The sequence below is a fragment of the Chloroflexota bacterium genome, assembly GCA_014360805.1.
Taxonomy (GTDB): Bacteria; Chloroflexota; Anaerolineae; order DTLA01; family DTLA01; genus DTLA01.
Window position 1 is genome coordinate 41,649 of sequence record JACIWU010000003.1, and the last position, 17,748, is coordinate 59,396.

9 protein-coding genes are annotated in these 17,748 nt (G+C 65.3%); 1 reads left to right on the plus strand and 8 read right to left on the minus strand.

The window, feature by feature from the left end:
- Positions 1-21: 21 nt before the first annotated feature.
- From H5T65_01045 to H5T65_01080, 8 genes are all read right to left on the minus strand, one after another.
- Positions 22-8,799, minus strand: a complete 8,778-nt coding sequence (locus tag H5T65_01045; protein ID MBC7257813.1) for a GAF domain-containing protein — start codon at positions 8,797-8,799, stop codon at positions 22-24.
- A 29-nt stretch (positions 8,800-8,828) separates the two neighbouring features.
- A complete protein-coding gene (locus H5T65_01050) occupies positions 8,829-9,740 on the minus strand; it encodes a response regulator (protein MBC7257814.1) in 912 nt (303 codons plus the stop codon).
- Positions 9,741-9,788: 48 nt separating this feature from the next.
- Complete coding sequence (locus H5T65_01055) at positions 9,789-10,841, minus strand: shikimate dehydrogenase (GenBank protein ID MBC7257815.1); 1,053 nt, start codon at positions 10,839-10,841, stop codon at positions 9,789-9,791.
- Position 10,842: 1 nt separating this feature from the next.
- Positions 10,843-12,093, minus strand: a complete 1,251-nt coding sequence (locus tag H5T65_01060; protein ID MBC7257816.1) for a multidrug transporter — start codon at positions 12,091-12,093, stop codon at positions 10,843-10,845.
- A 206-nt stretch (positions 12,094-12,299) separates the two neighbouring features.
- Positions 12,300-12,890, minus strand: a complete 591-nt coding sequence (locus tag H5T65_01065) for a 4-vinyl reductase (protein MBC7257817.1) — start codon at positions 12,888-12,890, stop codon at positions 12,300-12,302.
- A gap of 182 nt (positions 12,891-13,072) precedes the next feature.
- Positions 13,073-13,831: an alpha/beta fold hydrolase gene (locus H5T65_01070; protein ID MBC7257818.1), complete on the minus strand. Its 759-nt coding sequence runs from the start codon at positions 13,829-13,831 to the stop codon at positions 13,073-13,075.
- A gap of 45 nt (positions 13,832-13,876) precedes the next feature.
- Positions 13,877-14,413, minus strand: a complete 537-nt coding sequence (locus H5T65_01075) for an ATP/GTP-binding protein (protein MBC7257819.1) — start codon at positions 14,411-14,413, stop codon at positions 13,877-13,879.
- A gap of 17 nt (positions 14,414-14,430) precedes the next feature.
- Complete coding sequence (locus H5T65_01080; GenBank protein ID MBC7257820.1) at positions 14,431-15,240, minus strand: DUF4388 domain-containing protein; 810 nt, start codon at positions 15,238-15,240, stop codon at positions 14,431-14,433.
- 887 nt (positions 15,241-16,127) lie between these two features.
- Between H5T65_01080 and H5T65_01085 the strand changes: the two genes are divergently transcribed.
- Positions 16,128-17,555: a proline--tRNA ligase gene (locus tag H5T65_01085; GenBank protein MBC7257821.1), complete on the plus strand. Its 1,428-nt coding sequence runs from the start codon at positions 16,128-16,130 to the stop codon at positions 17,553-17,555.
- The last annotated feature ends 193 nt before the right edge of the window (positions 17,556-17,748 follow it).

Genomic DNA, 17,748 nt, shown 5'->3' on the forward strand with positions numbered 1-17,748 from the left:
GCCATCCAATACGCAATGGGTTTACTCGGCGCGGTCCTCGGTCGCGCCGCGGGCCGACTCCGCCTCACCGTTCGGCCTGGACCGAGATTCCAGCGTCTTGCGCACTTCCTCCACCAGGTCTGGGATGGAGAAGGGCTTGGTCATGAAGTTCACGGCGCCCAGGGCCAACGCCCGCTCGCGCTTCATCTTGTCTTCAGAGATACTGGCCGTCATCACGATCACCGGGATGTCGGCGGTGTTCGGATTCCGCTTCAGTTGCTCCAGCACCGAGTAGCCGTCCAGCCCGGGCATCTTGAGGTCCAGCAGGATGAGGCCGGGGCGCTCCTTTTCGGCCACGGCCAGCACCTGGCGGCCGTCGGACACGGCCCGCGCCACGAACCCGTTGCGCTCCAGCACCTCGCGCAGCAGTTTCTGCGTGTCCTCGTTATCATCGCAGATGAGCACCAGGTCGTGGGCGAACAGGATGGAGTGAACCGTGCTGACGAGCCGCTTCTCGTCCACCGGCTTGCCCAGGTAGTCCACCGCCCCCAAGCGGTAGGCCCGGTCGGGGTCGGGGACGATGGACAGAATCACCACGGGGATGTCCGTGGTCTCGGGGTTGGACTTCAGGTCGCTGAGCACCTCAAACCCGTCCTTGCCCGGCAGGCGAACGTCCAGCGTGATGAGGTGCGGTCTCTCGCGCAGGACGAGGTCCATCACCTCGTCGCCCCGCCCGCAAGTGCTCACCTCGTACCCTTCCTCGCGCAGATGCGTGGCCACCAGGTTCGCGATGTCGGGCTCGTCTTCCACCACGAGAATCCGCTTGCCCGCGCCAATGGGCTCGGCTTCTTCCGTAACCTCTTCCCGCGGCGGGAGCGGCTGGTCAAACACGGCGATGGGCATCGTGAAACTGAACTTGGACCCCTTGCCCAGTTCGCTCTTGAGCCAGATGGTGCCGCCGTGCATCTCCACGAACGACTTGACGATGGCCAGGCCCAGGCCGGTGCCGCCCGTCTCCTGCACCACCGGATGGTCGGCGCGATAGAAGCGGTCAAAGACCTTCTTCTGGTCCTCGGGCGAGATGCCGATGCCGGTGTCGGCCACGTCTATCTGCACCTTGTCCGACACGCGGCGCGCCGAGACGGTGATCTTGCCGCCCGCGGGCGTGTAGCGGCACGCGTTGTCCACTAGGTTGGTCAGAATCTGCGTCAGGCGGTCGCGGTCGGCGTACACCGGCGGCAAGGGCGATTTGACCTTGATGGTAACCGTGAGTTGCTTCTCCTCGGCTTGCTTGCGCAGCGCGGTTACCACGTCCTGGATGACCTTGGCGGCGTCGGTGGGCTGGCGGTCCAAGCGGATGCGTCCGGTCTCAATCCGCGAGATGTCCAGCAGGTCGTTGACCAGCGTCGCCAGTCGGTCGGCGTTGGACTTGATGACGGTCAGGAACTTGCGCTGGGCATCCGTAATAGGGCCTGCCGCTTGCATGAACAGGAGGTCGGTGTAGCCCTTGATGGAAGTCATGGGCGTGCGCAATTCGTGGGACACGGTGGAGATGAATTCGTTCTTGACGCGCTCCGCCTCCACTTCCTTGGAGATGTCGCGGAACAGCGCCACGGTTCCCAGCAATTCGTCGCCCATCATCACCGGCGCCACGCGCACGCTGGCCACCTTGTTGCCCACGGCGAAACGCTCTTCCATCTGTGGCCGCTGGCGGGACGCGACGCCGACCCAGCGGCTCACGGCGGCCAGCCCGCGGGCGGCCATCTCGGCCCCCGCCGAAAGCGTGGCCGGCAGGGCATGCACGTTCTCGTTCATCACCACGTTGCGCGGCACGCCCAGGATGCGCTCGGCGGCGTCGTTGAACAGGATGATGCGCCCGTCGGTGTCGGTAACCACCACGCCGTCGGCGATGCCTTCCAGAATGGCGCGGGTCTTGGATGCCTCGGTCTGCTGCATCCGCAGCATGTCGCCCAGGCGGTCCGCCTGCTCCTGGATGAGGCGATACAGTTCGGCGTTGCCGATGGCCGTGGCGATCTGGGTGGCGGCGGCGGTTACCATCTTCAGGTGGGCCTCGCTGAAATAGTCGGGCCTGGGGTCGGCCAGCGTCAGCACGCCGAGGATGTCCTCGCCCGCCTGGAGCGGCACCGACAGCGCCGAGCGCACCGTCTCTTCGCCCACCGTGGTCAGCCAGCGCTTGTCCTTGGTTACGTCGGGCACGATGACCGCCTGGCGGTGCTGGAGCACCCATCCGGCCAGCCCAACCCCCGCGCTGAAGGACCGCGACAGCGACGCGGCCTGGTCCGCCTGGCCCCGCGTCAGCGAGGCGCGGTGCACCAGTTTGCCCGTCGCCTGATCCAGCAGCAGGATGGACCCCTGCCGCATGCCGATGGACTCCTTCAGGAGTTGCAGGGCGCGGCTCATCACGCGGTTCAGGTCCAGCGTCTGGCTCAATTCGCGGGCGATGCGGTACAGCGCCTCGGTGCGGTCGCGCTCAATCGTGAGTTCCTCGTTGGCCTTCGCCAGTTCGCGCGTGCGCTGCTCCACGCGCTCTTCCAGTTCCAGGTTCAGCCGCGTGATCTCTTGGTACAACTGGGCGTTGCGGATGGCGCGCGAGGCCTGGTTCACCAGGAAGTTCACGAGCGACACTTCCCGATCGGTGAAGTGATGGGGTTCGGTGGAGCCTGCGAACAGCACGCCGATGGTTTGTCCTTCCAGTTGCACCGGCACGCCGAGCATGGACTGCACGCCCAGTTTGCGAATCACCGAACTGACGCGGCTATCCTGCGCTACCTCGTCTATGACGAGCGGCTTGCCCGATCGCAGGATCTCGGCGGTCAACCCGCGCGCCCTGGGCTTGTGCACCTCAATCTGCTGCGCCATCTCCGGCGGGTCCGACACGACCTTGAAGACCAGTTCATCCTCGGTCTGGCCCTTGATGTACAGCGTAGCAAGTTGCGTGTGGGTCAGCCGCAGCGCGCTCTGGGCGATGAGCGTCAGCACGCGATCCAGTTCCAGAGTCTCGCTGAGGGCCACGCCCAGGTCGTACAGCAGGCGCATCTCCTCGGCGCTCTGGCGCGTCTCCTGGAACAGGCGCGCGTTCTGCACAGCCGTGGCCACCTGCGCGGCGATGGTTTGCAGCACGTTCAGGTCCTCTTCGGTGTAGGCGCGCGGCTTGATGTAACTCTGCACGGCGATCACGCCGATGACCTTCTCGCCGACGATCATCGGCACGCCCATCCACGACAGCGCGGGCCTGCCCACGGGCGGGTTGCCCAGGATTTCGGTCGCCGCCTCCACCACGTTCTCGGGCAGGAACAGCGGCTGTCGCGTGCGGATGATGTGCTCGGTCAGGCTCCGCGTGCCGCGTCGGCTGGCCCAGGTTACGCGCTCGCCCTCCTCAACCGCCAGCGGGAACGACACCTCATCGTTCTCCTCGTCGTACAGGGCGATGTAGAAGTTGGATGCGTCAATGACCTGGCCAATCTGCCTATACGCCTCCTCCAACAGCGCCGGCAGGTCCAGGGTGGAACTGATGGTCTGGCCCATGCGGTTGAGCGCGGCCAGCGAACGAATCCGCCGCTCCGATTCCTCAAACAGGCGTGCGTTCTCAATGGCCACGGCCAACTGGTCGCCAAGCGTCTGGAGGAGGAACAGGTCGTCGTCGCCGAAAGCGTCCAACTCGTGGCTCTGCACGTCCAGCACACCGATGACGCGGTCGCCGATGACCAGGGGCACGGTGCATTCCGACCGCGTGTCGGCCAGGAGCGGATGCGGCACGTAGTAGGGGTCCTTGGTAACGTCGTTGGCGATGAGCGGCTGGCGGGTGCTGGCGGCGTGGCCGATCATCCCTTCCTGGCCCACCTTCAGCCGCAGCCCTTCTTCGCGTATGGCGCGCCCCACGGAGCCGTTGCCCGCGCGGTACACGGCCTCTTGCGTGTCGGGGTCAATGAGGAACACGTGCACGTGGTCGTAGTTGAACGTCTCGTGCACCAGTTCCACCACCTCGGTGAGCAGTTCGTCCAGGCCCAGGATGGAAGCGATGCGGCGGCCCACCTCGCTGGTGGCCTCCAACTGCGTGGCGCGCCTGCGCGTCTCCTCGTACAGGCGACTGTTCTCAATGGCCACGGCGGTCTGCGCGGCCACCGCCGATAGGATGCGCAAATCCCGCTCGCCGAAGGCATCCAACTGGCTGCTCTGCGCGTCCAGGACGCCGATGAGCCGATTGCCCACCATCATGGGCACGGCGATCTCCGAACGGGTCTGCGAGTCCTTCTGGATGTAGCGGGAATCCTGGGTAACGTCGGGCACCACCAGCGGCTGCTTGTTCTCGGCGACCCATCCGGTGATGCCTTCCCGTCCCACCTGGATGCGCAGCCCGCGAACGTCTTCCATGTACCCCACGGCGGCGCGCACCACCAGGTCGTCGGTAACCGGGTCCAGGAGCAGGAACGCGCAGTTGTCGTACCCCGCCGACTGCCGGAGCGCGCTCAACACGTCTTCCAGCATCTCTTCGGGGTCCAGCGTGGAGACCAGCCCTCGGCTCACGTCGTACATGGCCGAAATCTCGCGCATGCGCGAGATGACGTTTTCGTACAGCATCGCGTTCTCAATGCCGATGGCCGCCTGGTTGGCAAACACCTCCAGCGCCGCGATGTCTTCCGGCTCGGGTCGGCGGCGGCTGATGGGGTCGTCCAGCGACAGGTAGCCGATGTGCCCCTTACTGCCGGTCAGCGGGACGATGAGGGCGTCGGTGGGCTGCCACTCCTCCGGCTCGCGCGGCCCCAGGTCGGGCACGTACACCGGCGCGCCGCTCCCCTCCAGCGTGCCCTTGCCGTCGCCGGTGATGAGATAGGACTGGCTGATGCGATAGCGTTCGTCCAGCAGGCTTTCCAGCGCGGCGCGCGGGAAGGGCGCCGCCGACACGGGCGCACCGTCGCCGACGCCCGCCGTGGCCACCACGCGCACCAGGGTGGGGTCTTCGCCGTCAATCAGGTTCAGCGCCACAAGGCGATACCCCATCTGCTTGTGCGCGGCCTCGGTGATCTCGCGGCAAACCTGCTCCAGGCTCATCTCGGCCTTGAGGGCATTGCCGAAGTTGAGCAGGTTGCTCAGTTGCTCTGCGCGGCGCGCCATCAATCGGCTCTGGGCCAACTGCTTCTCGTACAGTTGCGCGTTCTCAATGGCGATGGCCGCCTGGTTGGCGAAAATCTCCAGCGCCTCCACGACCGCGCGGGTGGGCACCCGCCCGTCGCGAGGCTCATCCACGCTCAGCAGCCCCAGAATCTCGCCGGACGAGGAATGCAGCGGGACGATGAGCATGTCTTCGGGATGCCACCGCCCCTGTTCCCACTCTTCGTCCTCCGGCGCCGGCGGCGTGTACACGTGAAGCCCTTCCTGCCATTCGTGCGCCTTCTGGTGCGGGAAGAAGTAGGACTGGCTGATGCGGTACTCGTCGCGCATGATGCGGGTGAACCGCTCCAGCGGCTGCCGCACGCGCCGCATCTCCTCAAAGACGGCGAGGGGCAACCCCGCCGCCGCAACGCGCCGCAGGTACGGCGGGTCGCCCTCCACGACGCTGAGCAGCGCCAGGTTGAACCCTGTCGTTTCGGGAATGGCGTACACGATCTGATCCAGCACCTCTTCCAGCGAGAGGTTCATGCGCAGGGCGTTGCCGATTTCCAGCAGGCTGCGCAACTGCTCGGCGCGACGGCTCAGGCTGCTCCCCAGCCGCACCTGCTCCTGATACCGCCAGGCGTTGCCGATGGCCACGCCCGCCTGGTTGGCCAGCGCCTCCAGGAACTTGACCGTTTCCTCGTCAAACGCCTGCGCTTCCATGGCGCGCAGGCTGATGACGCCCGCGACCGCCCCCTCGTACAGGATGGGCACCGCCACGGCCGACAGCGTGCCCTTGCGGATGCAGACCGGGCGCGTCTCCTTGCGTGCGTCGGCCACGATGATGGACTTCGCCGAGCGTATGGCGTCTTCGGCAACGCTGTTCCCGTCGCCCAGGGTCATCCCTTTGAGGATTGCCTCCTCTTCTTCGGAGTACCCCTTGTAGGCAACGACGTGGAACTTGCCGCTCTCCACGTCCAGCAAGGCGATGTTCCCGTGGGACGCGCGGGTGGCGCGAATCGCCTCGGTGATGACGACCTCCAGGATGCGCTCCAACTCCAGCGTGGCGTTGAGTTCCCGCGTGATGCGCTGGAGGGCCGTCATCTGGTCCACCTGATGTCGCAGTTGCTCGTCGGTGCGCTGGTACAGCCGCAGGTTCTGGATGCCGGTGGCCAGTTGCGCGGCGATGGTCGCAAGAAGCCGCTCATCCTCGGCGGAAAAGGCGCCGTCGCGCTTGTTCCCCGCATGGAGTTCGCCCAGCACCACGTCCTGCGTCCGCAACGGCACCGACAGCACCGTGCGGAATCCGTACTTGTGGATGAGCGGGCGATAGGCGGGGATGATGCGTTTGTCGTTTGGCGCGTCCGACGACCGGAACGGGCGTCCCGTGCGGAACACGCCATAGGCGAATTCGGGAAATGTCGCGTCAATGGACAGGGTTTCGGCCTCTTCGGGCGGCAGCCCCACAACGCCGCTGGCGCGAGCCTCCAGCCGCTCCGTGGTCTCGTTGTACATGAGCAGCGCCATCTTCTCGGCCTTGAGCAGGTCGGCCGCCTTGTGCAGCGTCTGCTGGAGCATCTGCTCCAGGTCCAGCGTGGAGGTAACGATGCCGGCGATTTGGAACAGGCCGGCCATCTCGTCCACCCTGGCCTGCATCTCTTCGTACAGGCGGGCGTTCTCAATGGCGACGGCGGCCTGGCCTGCAATCGCCTGCAGGAGGCGCAGGTCTTGCTGCGAGAAGGCGTTGGGGCGCTCCGCCGCCATCTCCAGTGTCCCCACCAGTTTTGGCCCCTTCATCAGCGGCACGCCCATATAGGAGCGGAAGGGGATTTGCTCCGAATCCAGGCGAGGCCGAACATCGGTGCGCGCCTGCACGTCGGGGATGAACAGCGGCTTCTGGTTGCGGGTGATCCAGCCGGTGTATCCCTGCTCGGGGGTATAGGTGGCGCCAACCTGGGTCAGGTAGCCGGGTTCGCCTGCCGCCGCCCACGTAACCATGACACCCTGGTCCTCGTCCCACAGGTTCACTTCGGCCACGTAGTAGTCCAGCAGGCGGCGCGCGCTTTCCAAAATGGTCTGGAGCGTGGCTTCCAAATCCAGGCTGCCCGAAATGGCCTGGCCCACCTCGTTCAGCAGCGAAATCTCCTGGAAGCGGCGGAGTTCCTGATCGTAGAGGCGCGCATTCCGCACCGCAACCGCCGCCTGGTTGGCCAGGTTCTCCACAAACGCCAGGTTGTCGGTCGTAAACGCGGCAGGGCGGTTGCTCTCCAGGTTCAGCACGCCCAGCACCTGGTTCTCGTAGCGGATGGGCACGGTCAACTGCGAGCGTGTGTCGGGCAGGGCCGGCACGTAGTCGGGGTCCTTGGCTACATCGGGGACGAGGGCGGGCCTGCCGGTGCGCACCACGCGCATGGTGATGCCACCAGGAGACGGGCGCTGCATGTCCCCTTCGGGCGTGATGAGCGTGGGGTAGTTCCGCTGCGCCAGGAGTTCCAACCTATCCGTTTCGGGGTCGTACAGGCCCGCCAGCGCCGAGGTCGCGCCCGTGGCCTGGATGGCGCGGCCGATGAGCAAGTCCAACACGCGGTGCAAATCCAGCGTGCTGGCCAGTTCGCGCGTGATCTCGCTCATCGCGCCCAGTTCTTCCACGCGCCGCGCCAGCGTCCGGTCGGTGGCCGCGTACAGTTGCGCGTTGGCCAGCGCCAGCGCCGCCTGGTCGGCAATGGCCTCCAGAAAGTGAACGTCGGCTTCGGTGAACGCCTGGGGCGTCCGCGCCTCCAGGTTCAGCACGCCCACCACGACGTTGCCCATGCGAATGGGCACCGCGACCTCGGAGCGGGTCTCGGGCACGAGCGCAAAGTAGTCCGCGTCCTGCGACACGTCGGCGATCAGCGCCGGCTGCCCCGTCTCGCGCACGCGCCCCACGATGGTCTTCGTGGCCTCAAAATCCAGCGTCTTGTAGGCCATGATCTGGTCGGGCGTGTAGCCATACGCCTCGCGCAGCGCCAACTTCCCCGTGTTCTCGTCTACCAGGAGCAAGGCCCCGTGGGTCGCGGGCGTGGCGGCCACGGTCTCCTCCACGATCATGGGCAGGAGTTTGTCCAGTTCCAGGGTGCTGCTGAGTTGGCGGCTGATGCGCTGCAGGGCGGTCAGTTCGTTCACGCGCCGGCGCGACTGGGCGAGAATCTCCTGGCTCTCCAGTTGCGCAGCGCGGTCCTGCTCCTCTGATCGCACCAGGTAGCGGACGATGTACCCCAGCGCGTAGTAACTGAACAGGCCGGTGATCAGGAAGGACCAGCGGATCGGCTCGCCCGCGGGCCAGAGCGGCGGCACGAGGGGCAGCAGGAACGCCACGGCCACGCCCGCGATGAAGGCCGCCAGCGCCCCGATAGGCAGCCATGCGGCTCCCAGCCCGACCAGGAAGTACGCCAGGATGGAGGCGGGGCTTGTGCGTCCGCCCGTCAGGTAGAAGACCGCAATGGAAAATGGCACCTCAACGGCGAGAAGCCCGAGGAGGGCATGACGTTCGCGGAACGCGCGAAGTGCGCGGATGCGAAGCGCCAACAGTTGCGCGGCGAGCAGCCCCAGAACCCAGAATCCAACCCGGCCCTGATTGGCCAGGGAGGAAATCAGCGCGTACAGCCAGCCGAACCAGTACAGCCAGACAACGACTTGCTGCGCTCTCAGTCTTCCTCTGGAAATGTTCATACCCACCAACCCACGCAGATTCCGGGACGCTAGCCGATCTCGCCGGACTGGGCGATGGCGGCGGCGCGGCGCGCATCCGAGGCCACCTCGGTGATCTCGCGGATGTCGCTGAAACGTCCAGCCCCGCCGTGCACCGTCCCCACGGCCAGCGTCATGAGCGAGACCTTCTTCTCTCGCCCTGTCTCATCTTTCACCAGAAGGTAGCCGCGTTCGCGGTCTTTGAAGTTGTAGAAACTCTTGACCTCGCTGTTGAAGCGCGTGGTGATCCGTTCGCGCAGCGCGGCCTCGCGGTCGGGCGTGGTGATGATGATGAAGTCGCCCCCGCCGATGTGGCCGACGAAATCCTGGCCGCCTTCCAGCGCGTCAATCGTCTCGCCCAGCACCATGGCCGCAAAGCGCAGCACATCGTCGGCCGCAACGAACCCGTACAGGTCGTTGAACGCGCGCAGCCCGCACACGCCGATATACAGCACCGTCCAGTTGTCGCGCTGGATGAGGGCCTTCAGTTGCTCCTCTATCAGCCGCCCGCTGGGGAGGCCCGTAACCGGGTTCGTGAGGTTCTCGTAACTGGCCCTGCGCAGGGCGTTCTTGACCCGCAGATGCAGTTCTTCCATGTCAAAGGGCTTGGTGATGTAGTCGTCGGCGCCCAACTGGAGGCCGGCGATGCGGTCGGCCCGCTCATCCTTCTGCGTGAGGAAGATGATGGGAATGTGGCTGGTGCGCAGGTTGGTGCGCAAGCGGCGGCACACCTCGTAGCCGTCAATGTCCGGAAGTTTGATATCCAAGATGACCAGATTGGGCAGTTTGCGCCGAGAAATCTCCAGGGCCTCGTTCCCGTGCGTGGTAACAAGGACATCGTATCCCTGCGATTCAAAATAGAAGGCGAGCAGACTGGAGATGTCCCGGTCGTCCTCTACGATCAGAATCCTGTCCTTTGGCATGTCTATCCTCCATAACACCTTAGGCTACAAGCGCACCTGCCTGTTCTATTATACCACTCCTGCGCAAGATGACACGTCCACGGCCCGACCTCCGGCGCGAAGCGGAGCCGCGCGGAAGCCGTGCCGCTCGGCGATGGTGCAAATCACAGCCACCCGTTCGGGGGCGATGGCGCGCCCCAGCGTGAAACTCTCGTAGCGGCCCTCCAGCGCGAGCGCGATGGTCTCGGCCATGCAGGCATACGCATGTTCAGGCGGCAGGCCGAAGTCAAACCGGAACTCCGGCTGTCCCGGCACGATTACATCGCCGCCCGCGTACACAGTGACTTTCAGCCGCAGCGCGTGCACCGCCGCCGACACATCCGGCGGCAGCGCCAGGTCGTAGACCGCCGCGCCCGGGCGCAAATGCTCCGGACGAATCAGCGGCCCCGCCGAATTCGTGGCGCTGATGACGATATCCGCCTCCCGCAGCGCCAACAAGTCCGTCGCGCCCGACACCGTGCCAGGCGCCGCCCACTCCAATTCGGCCGCCAGCCGACTCACGGCCCCGGCGTCGCGCCCCACGATGCCCAGGTGCCCCACCTTGCCGGCGAGCAGGCGTGCGCATGCGCTGCCGATGGACCCCGTCCCGCCGAGCACGGCCACGTGCAACTCCTCCAGCGGCCTGCCCAGAGCGCGGGCGATGGTTCGCACGGCGCTGCACGTAACCGCCACCGTGTAACTGTTGCCCGTCGTAACGGGCACGCTCAGCCCTCGCTCAACCGTCTTGCCGGCATCGCCCACCGCCGAGGTCAGCGCGCCCAGCCCCACGATGCGCGCGCCCAGGCGTTCGGCCAGCCGCCCCGCGCGGATGATCTGGCGATACACGCGCCGCAGCGGGAACCGCGTCATCGCCCGCGGCGTGAGCGGACAGGCCACAAGCCACCCCTCGGCCTCTACACCCAGTGCAGAGCGAATGCCAGTAACGTGCGAAAGGTACACCGGCGGGAAGTACCCCGACAGGAAGTCCAGCCACCCCAGCGGCAGTCGGCTCAGGATAGCGAACCGCTTCGCCACATCCCTCCGCACGTCCAAAGGGTGCAGGATGAACCCGAAACGCTCCATCTCAATCCCTCGTGTACTTCTGAGGGTGCAGGCGCTCCTCACCCAGCCGCACGTGATCGCTCTCCTCAAACAGCACGTTGTCGGAGATGACGCCGCGGCCCTCGGCGCGGATGAGCACCGTGTCCGACTCAATGGTGCGTGCGGGGTAGATGACCATGCCCGCGCCGATTCGGCAGTTGTGCCCGACGCACCCGCCCAGAACGGGCAAGCCCACGGGTTGCGGCTGGCCTTTGTGCATGGTGCGCAGCGGCTTGCCCAGCAGGTTGAAATCCGTGAAGACCGTATTCGCCCCCACAAACGAGTGCCGCCCGACGACGCACAATTGCAGCGTGGCGTTCTGGGCCACCATGGAGTTCTCCATGAGTGTGGTCATGAACAGGGCGGCGCGGAACGGCAGGTAGCACCCATCGCTGACAACGCTGAGCATCACCTGGCAGCCCTGCATCACGTTGACGTTGCTGCCGATGATGGAGTTGGTTACCACAGCCCCCGGGCCGATGGTGGTGTTGTCGCCGATGATGGCCGGCCCCTGGATGATGGCCGTCGGGTCAATCTGCACATTGCGCCCCACGCGGATCATCCGGGACGACGACAGGAACTGCCGCCGCTCCAGCAGCGAGCGCATCAGCACCCGCGCCGCCTTGGAGAACCGCGTAACCTCGTGTTCCATCTTCGCCCCCATGCTGAAGATTCCGAAGGGCGAATTGGCCATGAACACGTGTACCCAATTCTCTATCGCCAGGAACGGTCGCAGGGGGACCCAGAAGACCAGTTCCCCCTTCTCCGAGGCCATGTACGTCGGGATGTGGTAATAGCCGATTTCTCGCGCCATGGTGTCCACGACCACGGGCTCCGCCGGCTCGTCGGTAGGGCCGTTGGGGTAGTACCACAGGTCCGCCACGTACACGTCGCCCTGGCGGCGGATGTTGTCCTGCAGGGGCAGGGCGTGGACGACGATGGCCTTGTCGTCGGGGGAGAAGGCCACCTGGCAGGGCTTGCGGCGCGCCTTGGCCAGGCGCAGGAACTCCTGGATGAAGTCCTCGTCAAAGAAGAGGTTGTCGCGGTACACGATGCATTCTTCGCGGATGGGCGGCAGCGGGTCTCCGCTTTCCACCTCCACCTCCGTGAGGCAATGCCGGGCCAGAACGTCGCGCTGGTGCAACCACAGGGGTTTATTGAGCACGCGCAGGTCTCGCGCAGGCTCGTTGAAGGGGGGTATCTTGGTGCGATCGCGGATGACGATTCGTATCATGGCCCTCTGGCACCCTCCAGATCGCCCACCGTCTTGCGCGCTCCTCCCCGCGCTTTCGGGCGAGGCGCGGACAACCCTTGGCCGACCGGCGGGCTGGGGGGTACCGCGCCCGGCCTGGGACTCGTTTTGCCGAGAACCGTCCGGAACCGCCGCATCAGCGTCCGACTCCGGCGCGTGCGTCTGGGTCTATCCGTGTCCTCCCCCGTCTAGTCCAACGGCTTCTTGTCAATCACGAAACAGCACGTGGGGTCGCCCTTGGCAATGCAGGTTGTCTCCACAACCGACATGTTCTTGCCGCCGGTTACCCACGCCAGGCTCTCTTGCAACAGGCCGAGGGCGACGTAGCAGATGGGCGTCTGCGACTTCCGGCCCCAGCACACCGGACAGCGAACGATGTGATAGTAGAAGTGCTCGTTGTCCTCTTCCAGGCGCACAACCTGGTCGCTGGAGCGGTTGAAGGTCTCGGCCATAACGCCCAGGCCCAGCCGCAGTTTCATGCCCAGCGGCATCAGGCGCATGGCCAGGTCGCTGATGCCCAGCATCGCGCCGTACTCCTTGAGCACATACTTGAACGTGGCGCGGCCGCCGCGCGTGCCCAGCCCTCGCCCGCCGCGCGGCCCGTACACGTCATCCAGCGCCTGATTCAGCGCCGCAAAGTCCTCAAACGGGAACTCGCGCTCAAAGTTGTTGGGCGGGTAGTTGTTGATGAGGTGCTTCAGTTTCGCCAGGTTGAGCAGCGCGTTCACGCCATTCTTGCCCAGCACGTCCTCAAGCGCCAGCAAGTAGATGCGCGCCATCTTGTTGCCGTAGTAGTACCGAGGCACGCCCTCCTCGCCGTGCGCGTGTTCATGCTCCTCGTGCTGTTCCTCTTGAGCGGGCTGCTCTACCACATTGTGCTGCTCTTCGTGGGTGTCTTTCTGCTCGTCCATGAGTCCTCCAAGAGAATTCATAAAACCTCGGATGGAGCCGTATGCGCCCGTCAATGCGACGCCAGAAACTGCCTTAACCGGCCGTTGAACTGGTCCGGATCGTCCAGCATCGGAAAGTGCCCGCAGTGCTCCAGCACCGCCAGGTCGGCCCTCGGAGCGCCGCGAAGCAGCACGCCCCCCTGCCGCGGATCCACGATGAGGTCGCGCTGCCCGTAGAACCCCAGCACGGGCACCTGAACCTCGCCGAGGCGGGGCGTCAAGTCCGTTCGGCGCAACGAGCGGATGCTCGTCAGGAACGCCTCCAACGTGGTGCGCGACAGGTCGTTCATGATCATGTCGTACCACTTGCGCCAGTCGTGCGCCAGCCGCGGCGAGAACGTGCGAAGCCCCCACCGCAACAACGCCGGCACGTGCCACACCAGGTACGCCACCGGCTTGCGCCCCGCCAGCCGCAGTGGCAGACTCAACGAGCGGCCGTTGACGGGCGACCCGACCACGGCCACCTTCGTAACCCGTTCGGGGCGCTCCATGGCCAACTTCAGCGCCACGGTCCCGCCCATAGAATGTCCCACCACGGGAGCCGCCGGAATCCCCAGCCGATCCATGAACTGGTCCACCAGGCTCACGAAGTCGTCCACTTCGTAGCCGCTGCGCGGCTTCCCCGACTCGCCAAAACCCCAAAAGTCTAGCGCGTAGGTACGGAAGGCGTCGGACAGGGCCTCCATCGTGTTCAGCCAATACCCCCAGGAGCCGAGCCACCCATGCAGCAAGACGACCGGCGGGCCGCTGCCCTGGGTCTCATAATGCACGATGCCTTGACGTGTTACGATGGAACCCAACCCGTTGGCCCCTCGCTATTCCTCGTCCTTGGAATTCTCCAGAATGGTGTACAGGAGTTCCAGCAGGACGCTCTTGACGCTTTCCTTGTCGGTAGAAACGCACGGCACGACCTTGACGCTGGGGTCTACCCGCAGCGCGATGCGCAAATCCTGCGGGCTCCAGGCATCGGGCAGGTCCTGTTTGTTCGCCGCCACCACATAGGGCGCGGGCGCGTAGGCTCGGAACACGTCCAGGATTCGGCGCGCCTCGCGGAACGTCTCGGGCCGCACCGAATCCACCAGCACGATGAACCCCAGCATCCCCTCGGACAGAATCTCCCACATGAAGTCAAACCGCTTCTGCCCCGGCGTGCCAAAAAGGAAGAGCACCAAATCCTCGTCAATGGTGATGCGCCCGAAATCCATGGCGACGGTGGTCTCTTCCTTCGTGGCGCGTGTCTCGTCGGAAATTCGCCGCTCGGTGGAGACGACGTCAATCTCGCTGATCGTCTTGATGAACTCCGTCTTGCCCGCGTTGAATGGGCCTGTGATAACCATCTTGACCGCTTGCATTCCGCAGTTCCTCCGAGTCAGCTGATGCGGCGAATTTTGTCAATCAAGCGCAAGATCACCCCCCGCTTGACCGCGGGCGACGGTGGGATGCCCGGTAGGCCCGGCGCGACTCCCTCGGGCCGCACCAGTTCCACCAGCCCCGCCGTCAGCAGACCATACACGATCTTCCGAATCTGAAACTCGCTCAGCCCGATGTACTGCGCGATCTGGCGGATGGTGTTGCGGGGGCTGATGAAGGAGATGACCCGCCACTCTTCCACGCTCAGGCTGATGTTCTTGAGGGAAGTCCCCGGCCGGTCCGTGAACTTCAGGGCCACGTCCAGGTCCGGCAACTCGGCCTGCAACTGCTCCCACTCCTTCATCCGCCGCGTCCCTTCCATGATGACGTTGTCCAGGTCAATGGGAACACCGATCTTTTCCTGAGGGAGCATGCGGTTGGGGTCAAACTGGAATGTCCCGTCGGTGAGCGCGAAGATGGCATAGACGGTTTCCAGGGACGCCGCCCGAACCACCTGGAGGATGTCCTTCTGGGTTACGTAGTTGTTGTGGAGTAGGAGGAGCCCGATCTCCTTATCGGTGCGCGTCTCGGCGCGGGAGAGGATGCTTTCCGCCTGCTGGGCGCTCACCTTGCCTGCGCGCTGCAGCAGGGCCAGTAGGCTTTCATCCTTGCTGTCCTGGTACGCGCCGAGCAACTTACCCTCGCGGAAATACAGCGTGGCCGAAAGGCCATCGCTGCGGACGGAGAGGGCGCCTGTCTTGCGGGCGATGTGAATCAGGTTCAGCAGTTGGGCGACGCCAAAGTCCTTCAGATTCCCCTTGAGGGCCATCTTCTCTCACCTTGTCTGCTTTTGCAAATGGACGAAATGCAAAGATGACTCCAATTGTATGTTGATTATAACCCTAGTCTCATTTTCCGTCAACCCCTTTGGCATACGAATGTGTTCTCCACGGAGTGGTAACCGCGAATCACGCGAACCCACACGAATGGAGAGTGCGGACACGTAGGGCGGCTTTCCATAGCCGCCGCAAACAGGGGCAGGTATGGAAACCTGCCCTACTAACCGCTATCCACGAATCACACGAACCCACACGAATGGAGAGTGTGGACACGTAGGGCGGCTTTCCATAGCCGCCGCAAACAGAGGGCAGGTATCCAATGTGCGACGCACTTCCGGAAGTGCGTCGCACATTGGCCGCCGACAGAATGCGAGACGCGGCAACCCCGTCCGCTTTTGACATGCGCCGCGTTCTATGCTATGCTTTGCGTAGCAGCGCAATACGCAAGGCGACGAACGGGAATAGTAGGCGGCCCGCAAAGGCCCCAGCGAGCCGGAACGGTGGAAGCCGGCGCCCTCGCACCGCCGAACCCGCCCGGGAGCCAGCGGCGAAAAGGCCCGCCCGATAAGCCGCATCGGGGTCCGCCCGTTACCGCGGATCGGTTGGATTATCGGCCCGGCAACCGCCACTCGCGATTGCCGCACCGAGCGACCGGCTGAGCGGCCGATCACCTCGGCCAGCAAGGTGGTACCACGGGGTGCAGCGCCTCGTCCTTGTAGGGCGGGGCGTTTTTGTTGACAAGAAGCCGTCAGCAGTCAGCGAACAGCCGTCAGCGGTCGGCCTTCAGCCTTTGGCCCTTGGCCTGCGGTGCGGAGATCGGGCGAAGGGCCACGGGCGAATGGCCCATCGCTATAGGCGACACACTTGGAGGAGAAAGATGGCAGAAAAGGTTACACCCAGAAGCGAAGACTACTCGCGCTGGTACACCGACGTGGTGCAGATGGCCGAACTGGCCGACTATGCCCCCGTCAAGGGGTGCATGGTCATCCGCCCCTACGGCTACGCCCTGTGGGAGAACGTGCAGGCGGGCCTTGACCGGCGCTTCAAGGAGACCGGCCACCAGAACGCCTACTTCCCGCTGTTCATCCCCCAGAGTTTCATCCAGAAGGAAGCGGAGCACGTGGAGGGGTTCGCGCCGGAACTGGCCGTCGTAACCCACGGCGGGGGCGAGAAACTGGAGGAGCCGCTCATCGTCCGCCCAACGTCCGAGACCATCATCAACACCATGATGGCCAAGTGGATTCGCTCCTACCGCGACCTGCCGCTGCTGCTCAACCAGTGGTGCAATGTGGTGCGCTGGGAGATGCGCACCCGCCTGTTCCTGCGCACCACCGAATTCCTGTGGCAGGAGGGGCACACCGCCCACGCCACCGCCGAGGAAGCCGAGGCCGAAGCCAGGCGGATGCTGGACGTGTACACCGACTTCGCCGTGAACGACGCGGCCATCCCCGTCATCCCGGGCCGCAAGAGCGACACCGAACGGTTCGCCGGCGCCGTGCGCAGTTACACCATAGAGGCCATGATGGGCGACAAGCGCGCCCTGCAGTCAGGCACGTCGCACTTCCTGGGCCAGAACTTCGCCCGCGCCTTTGGAACTCAATTCCTGGACAGGAACAACGAACTCCAGTACGTGTGGCAGACGTCCTGGGGCGTTAGCACGCGCATGATTGGCGCCATCGTCATGGTGCACGGCGACGACCAGGGACTGATCCTGCCGCCGGTGCTCGCGCCGATTCAGGCGGTTATCGTCCCCATCTGGCGCAAGGACGCGGAGAAGGAGGCCATCACCGCGGCTGCCACCGACCTGCGCGCCCGACTGGTCGGCGCGGGCGTGCGCACCCGTCTGGACGACCGCGACGATGTGTCGCCGGGCTTCAAGTTCAACGACTGGGAGATGCGCGGAGTGCCGCTGCGGGTGGAAATCGGCCCGCGCGACCTGGCCGCCAACCAGGCAACCCTGGCCCGCCGCGACACGGGCGAGAAGTTCCCCGTGCCCATCGCCGACCTCGCCGCTCGCGTGCCCGGCCTGCTGAAGGACATCCAGAGCAACCTGCTGCGCCGCGCCACCGAGTTCCGCGACGCCAACACCCACGACGTCCGCACGTGGGGCGAACTGGTGGAGGCCGTCGCCGACGGGTTTGCCCGCGCCTGGTGGTGCGGCTCCGCCGAATGCGAGGCCAAGATCAAGGACGAGACCAAAGCCACCACGCGCTGCATCCCGTTTGACCAGCCTGGCGGCACCGGCAAGTGCGTCGTGTGCGGCGCGGAGGCGCGAGAACAGGCCATCTTCGCCCGCGCGTATTAGCGGGCGGTTGACCCCTCTCATCCCCCATCCCCTTCTCTCCCCGCACGCGGGGTGAGAAGGGGAGTCGGGCGGGGCGACAAGCCCAACGACGCCACGCGCCCACCCCACCCTTGCTCCCCGCACACGGCGCGAGAAGGGGAAGCGCACGGCCAGGGGATGGGGCCAGCGTTCCTTGGCCCATGCACCGTGCGAG

Coding starts and splice junctions, on each gene's coding strand:
- H5T65_01085 (MBC7257821.1), top strand. CDS start 16,128: ATGGCAGAAAAGGTTACACCCAGAAGCGAAGACTACTCGCGCTGGTAC.
- H5T65_01050 (MBC7257814.1), bottom strand. CDS start 9,740: ATGCCAAAGGACAGGATTCTGATCGTAGAGGACGACCGGGACATCTCC.
- H5T65_01060 (MBC7257816.1), bottom strand. CDS start 12,093: ATGATACGAATCGTCATCCGCGATCGCACCAAGATACCCCCCTTCAAC.
- H5T65_01045 (MBC7257813.1), bottom strand. CDS start 8,799: ATGAACATTTCCAGAGGAAGACTGAGAGCGCAGCAAGTCGTTGTCTGG.
- H5T65_01080 (MBC7257820.1), bottom strand. CDS start 15,240: ATGGCCCTCAAGGGGAATCTGAAGGACTTTGGCGTCGCCCAACTGCTG.
- H5T65_01055 (MBC7257815.1), bottom strand. CDS start 10,841: ATGGAGCGTTTCGGGTTCATCCTGCACCCTTTGGACGTGCGGAGGGAT.
- H5T65_01065 (MBC7257817.1), bottom strand. CDS start 12,890: ATGGCGCGCATCTACTTGCTGGCGCTTGAGGACGTGCTGGGCAAGAAT.
- H5T65_01075 (MBC7257819.1), bottom strand. CDS start 14,413: ATGCAAGCGGTCAAGATGGTTATCACAGGCCCATTCAACGCGGGCAAG.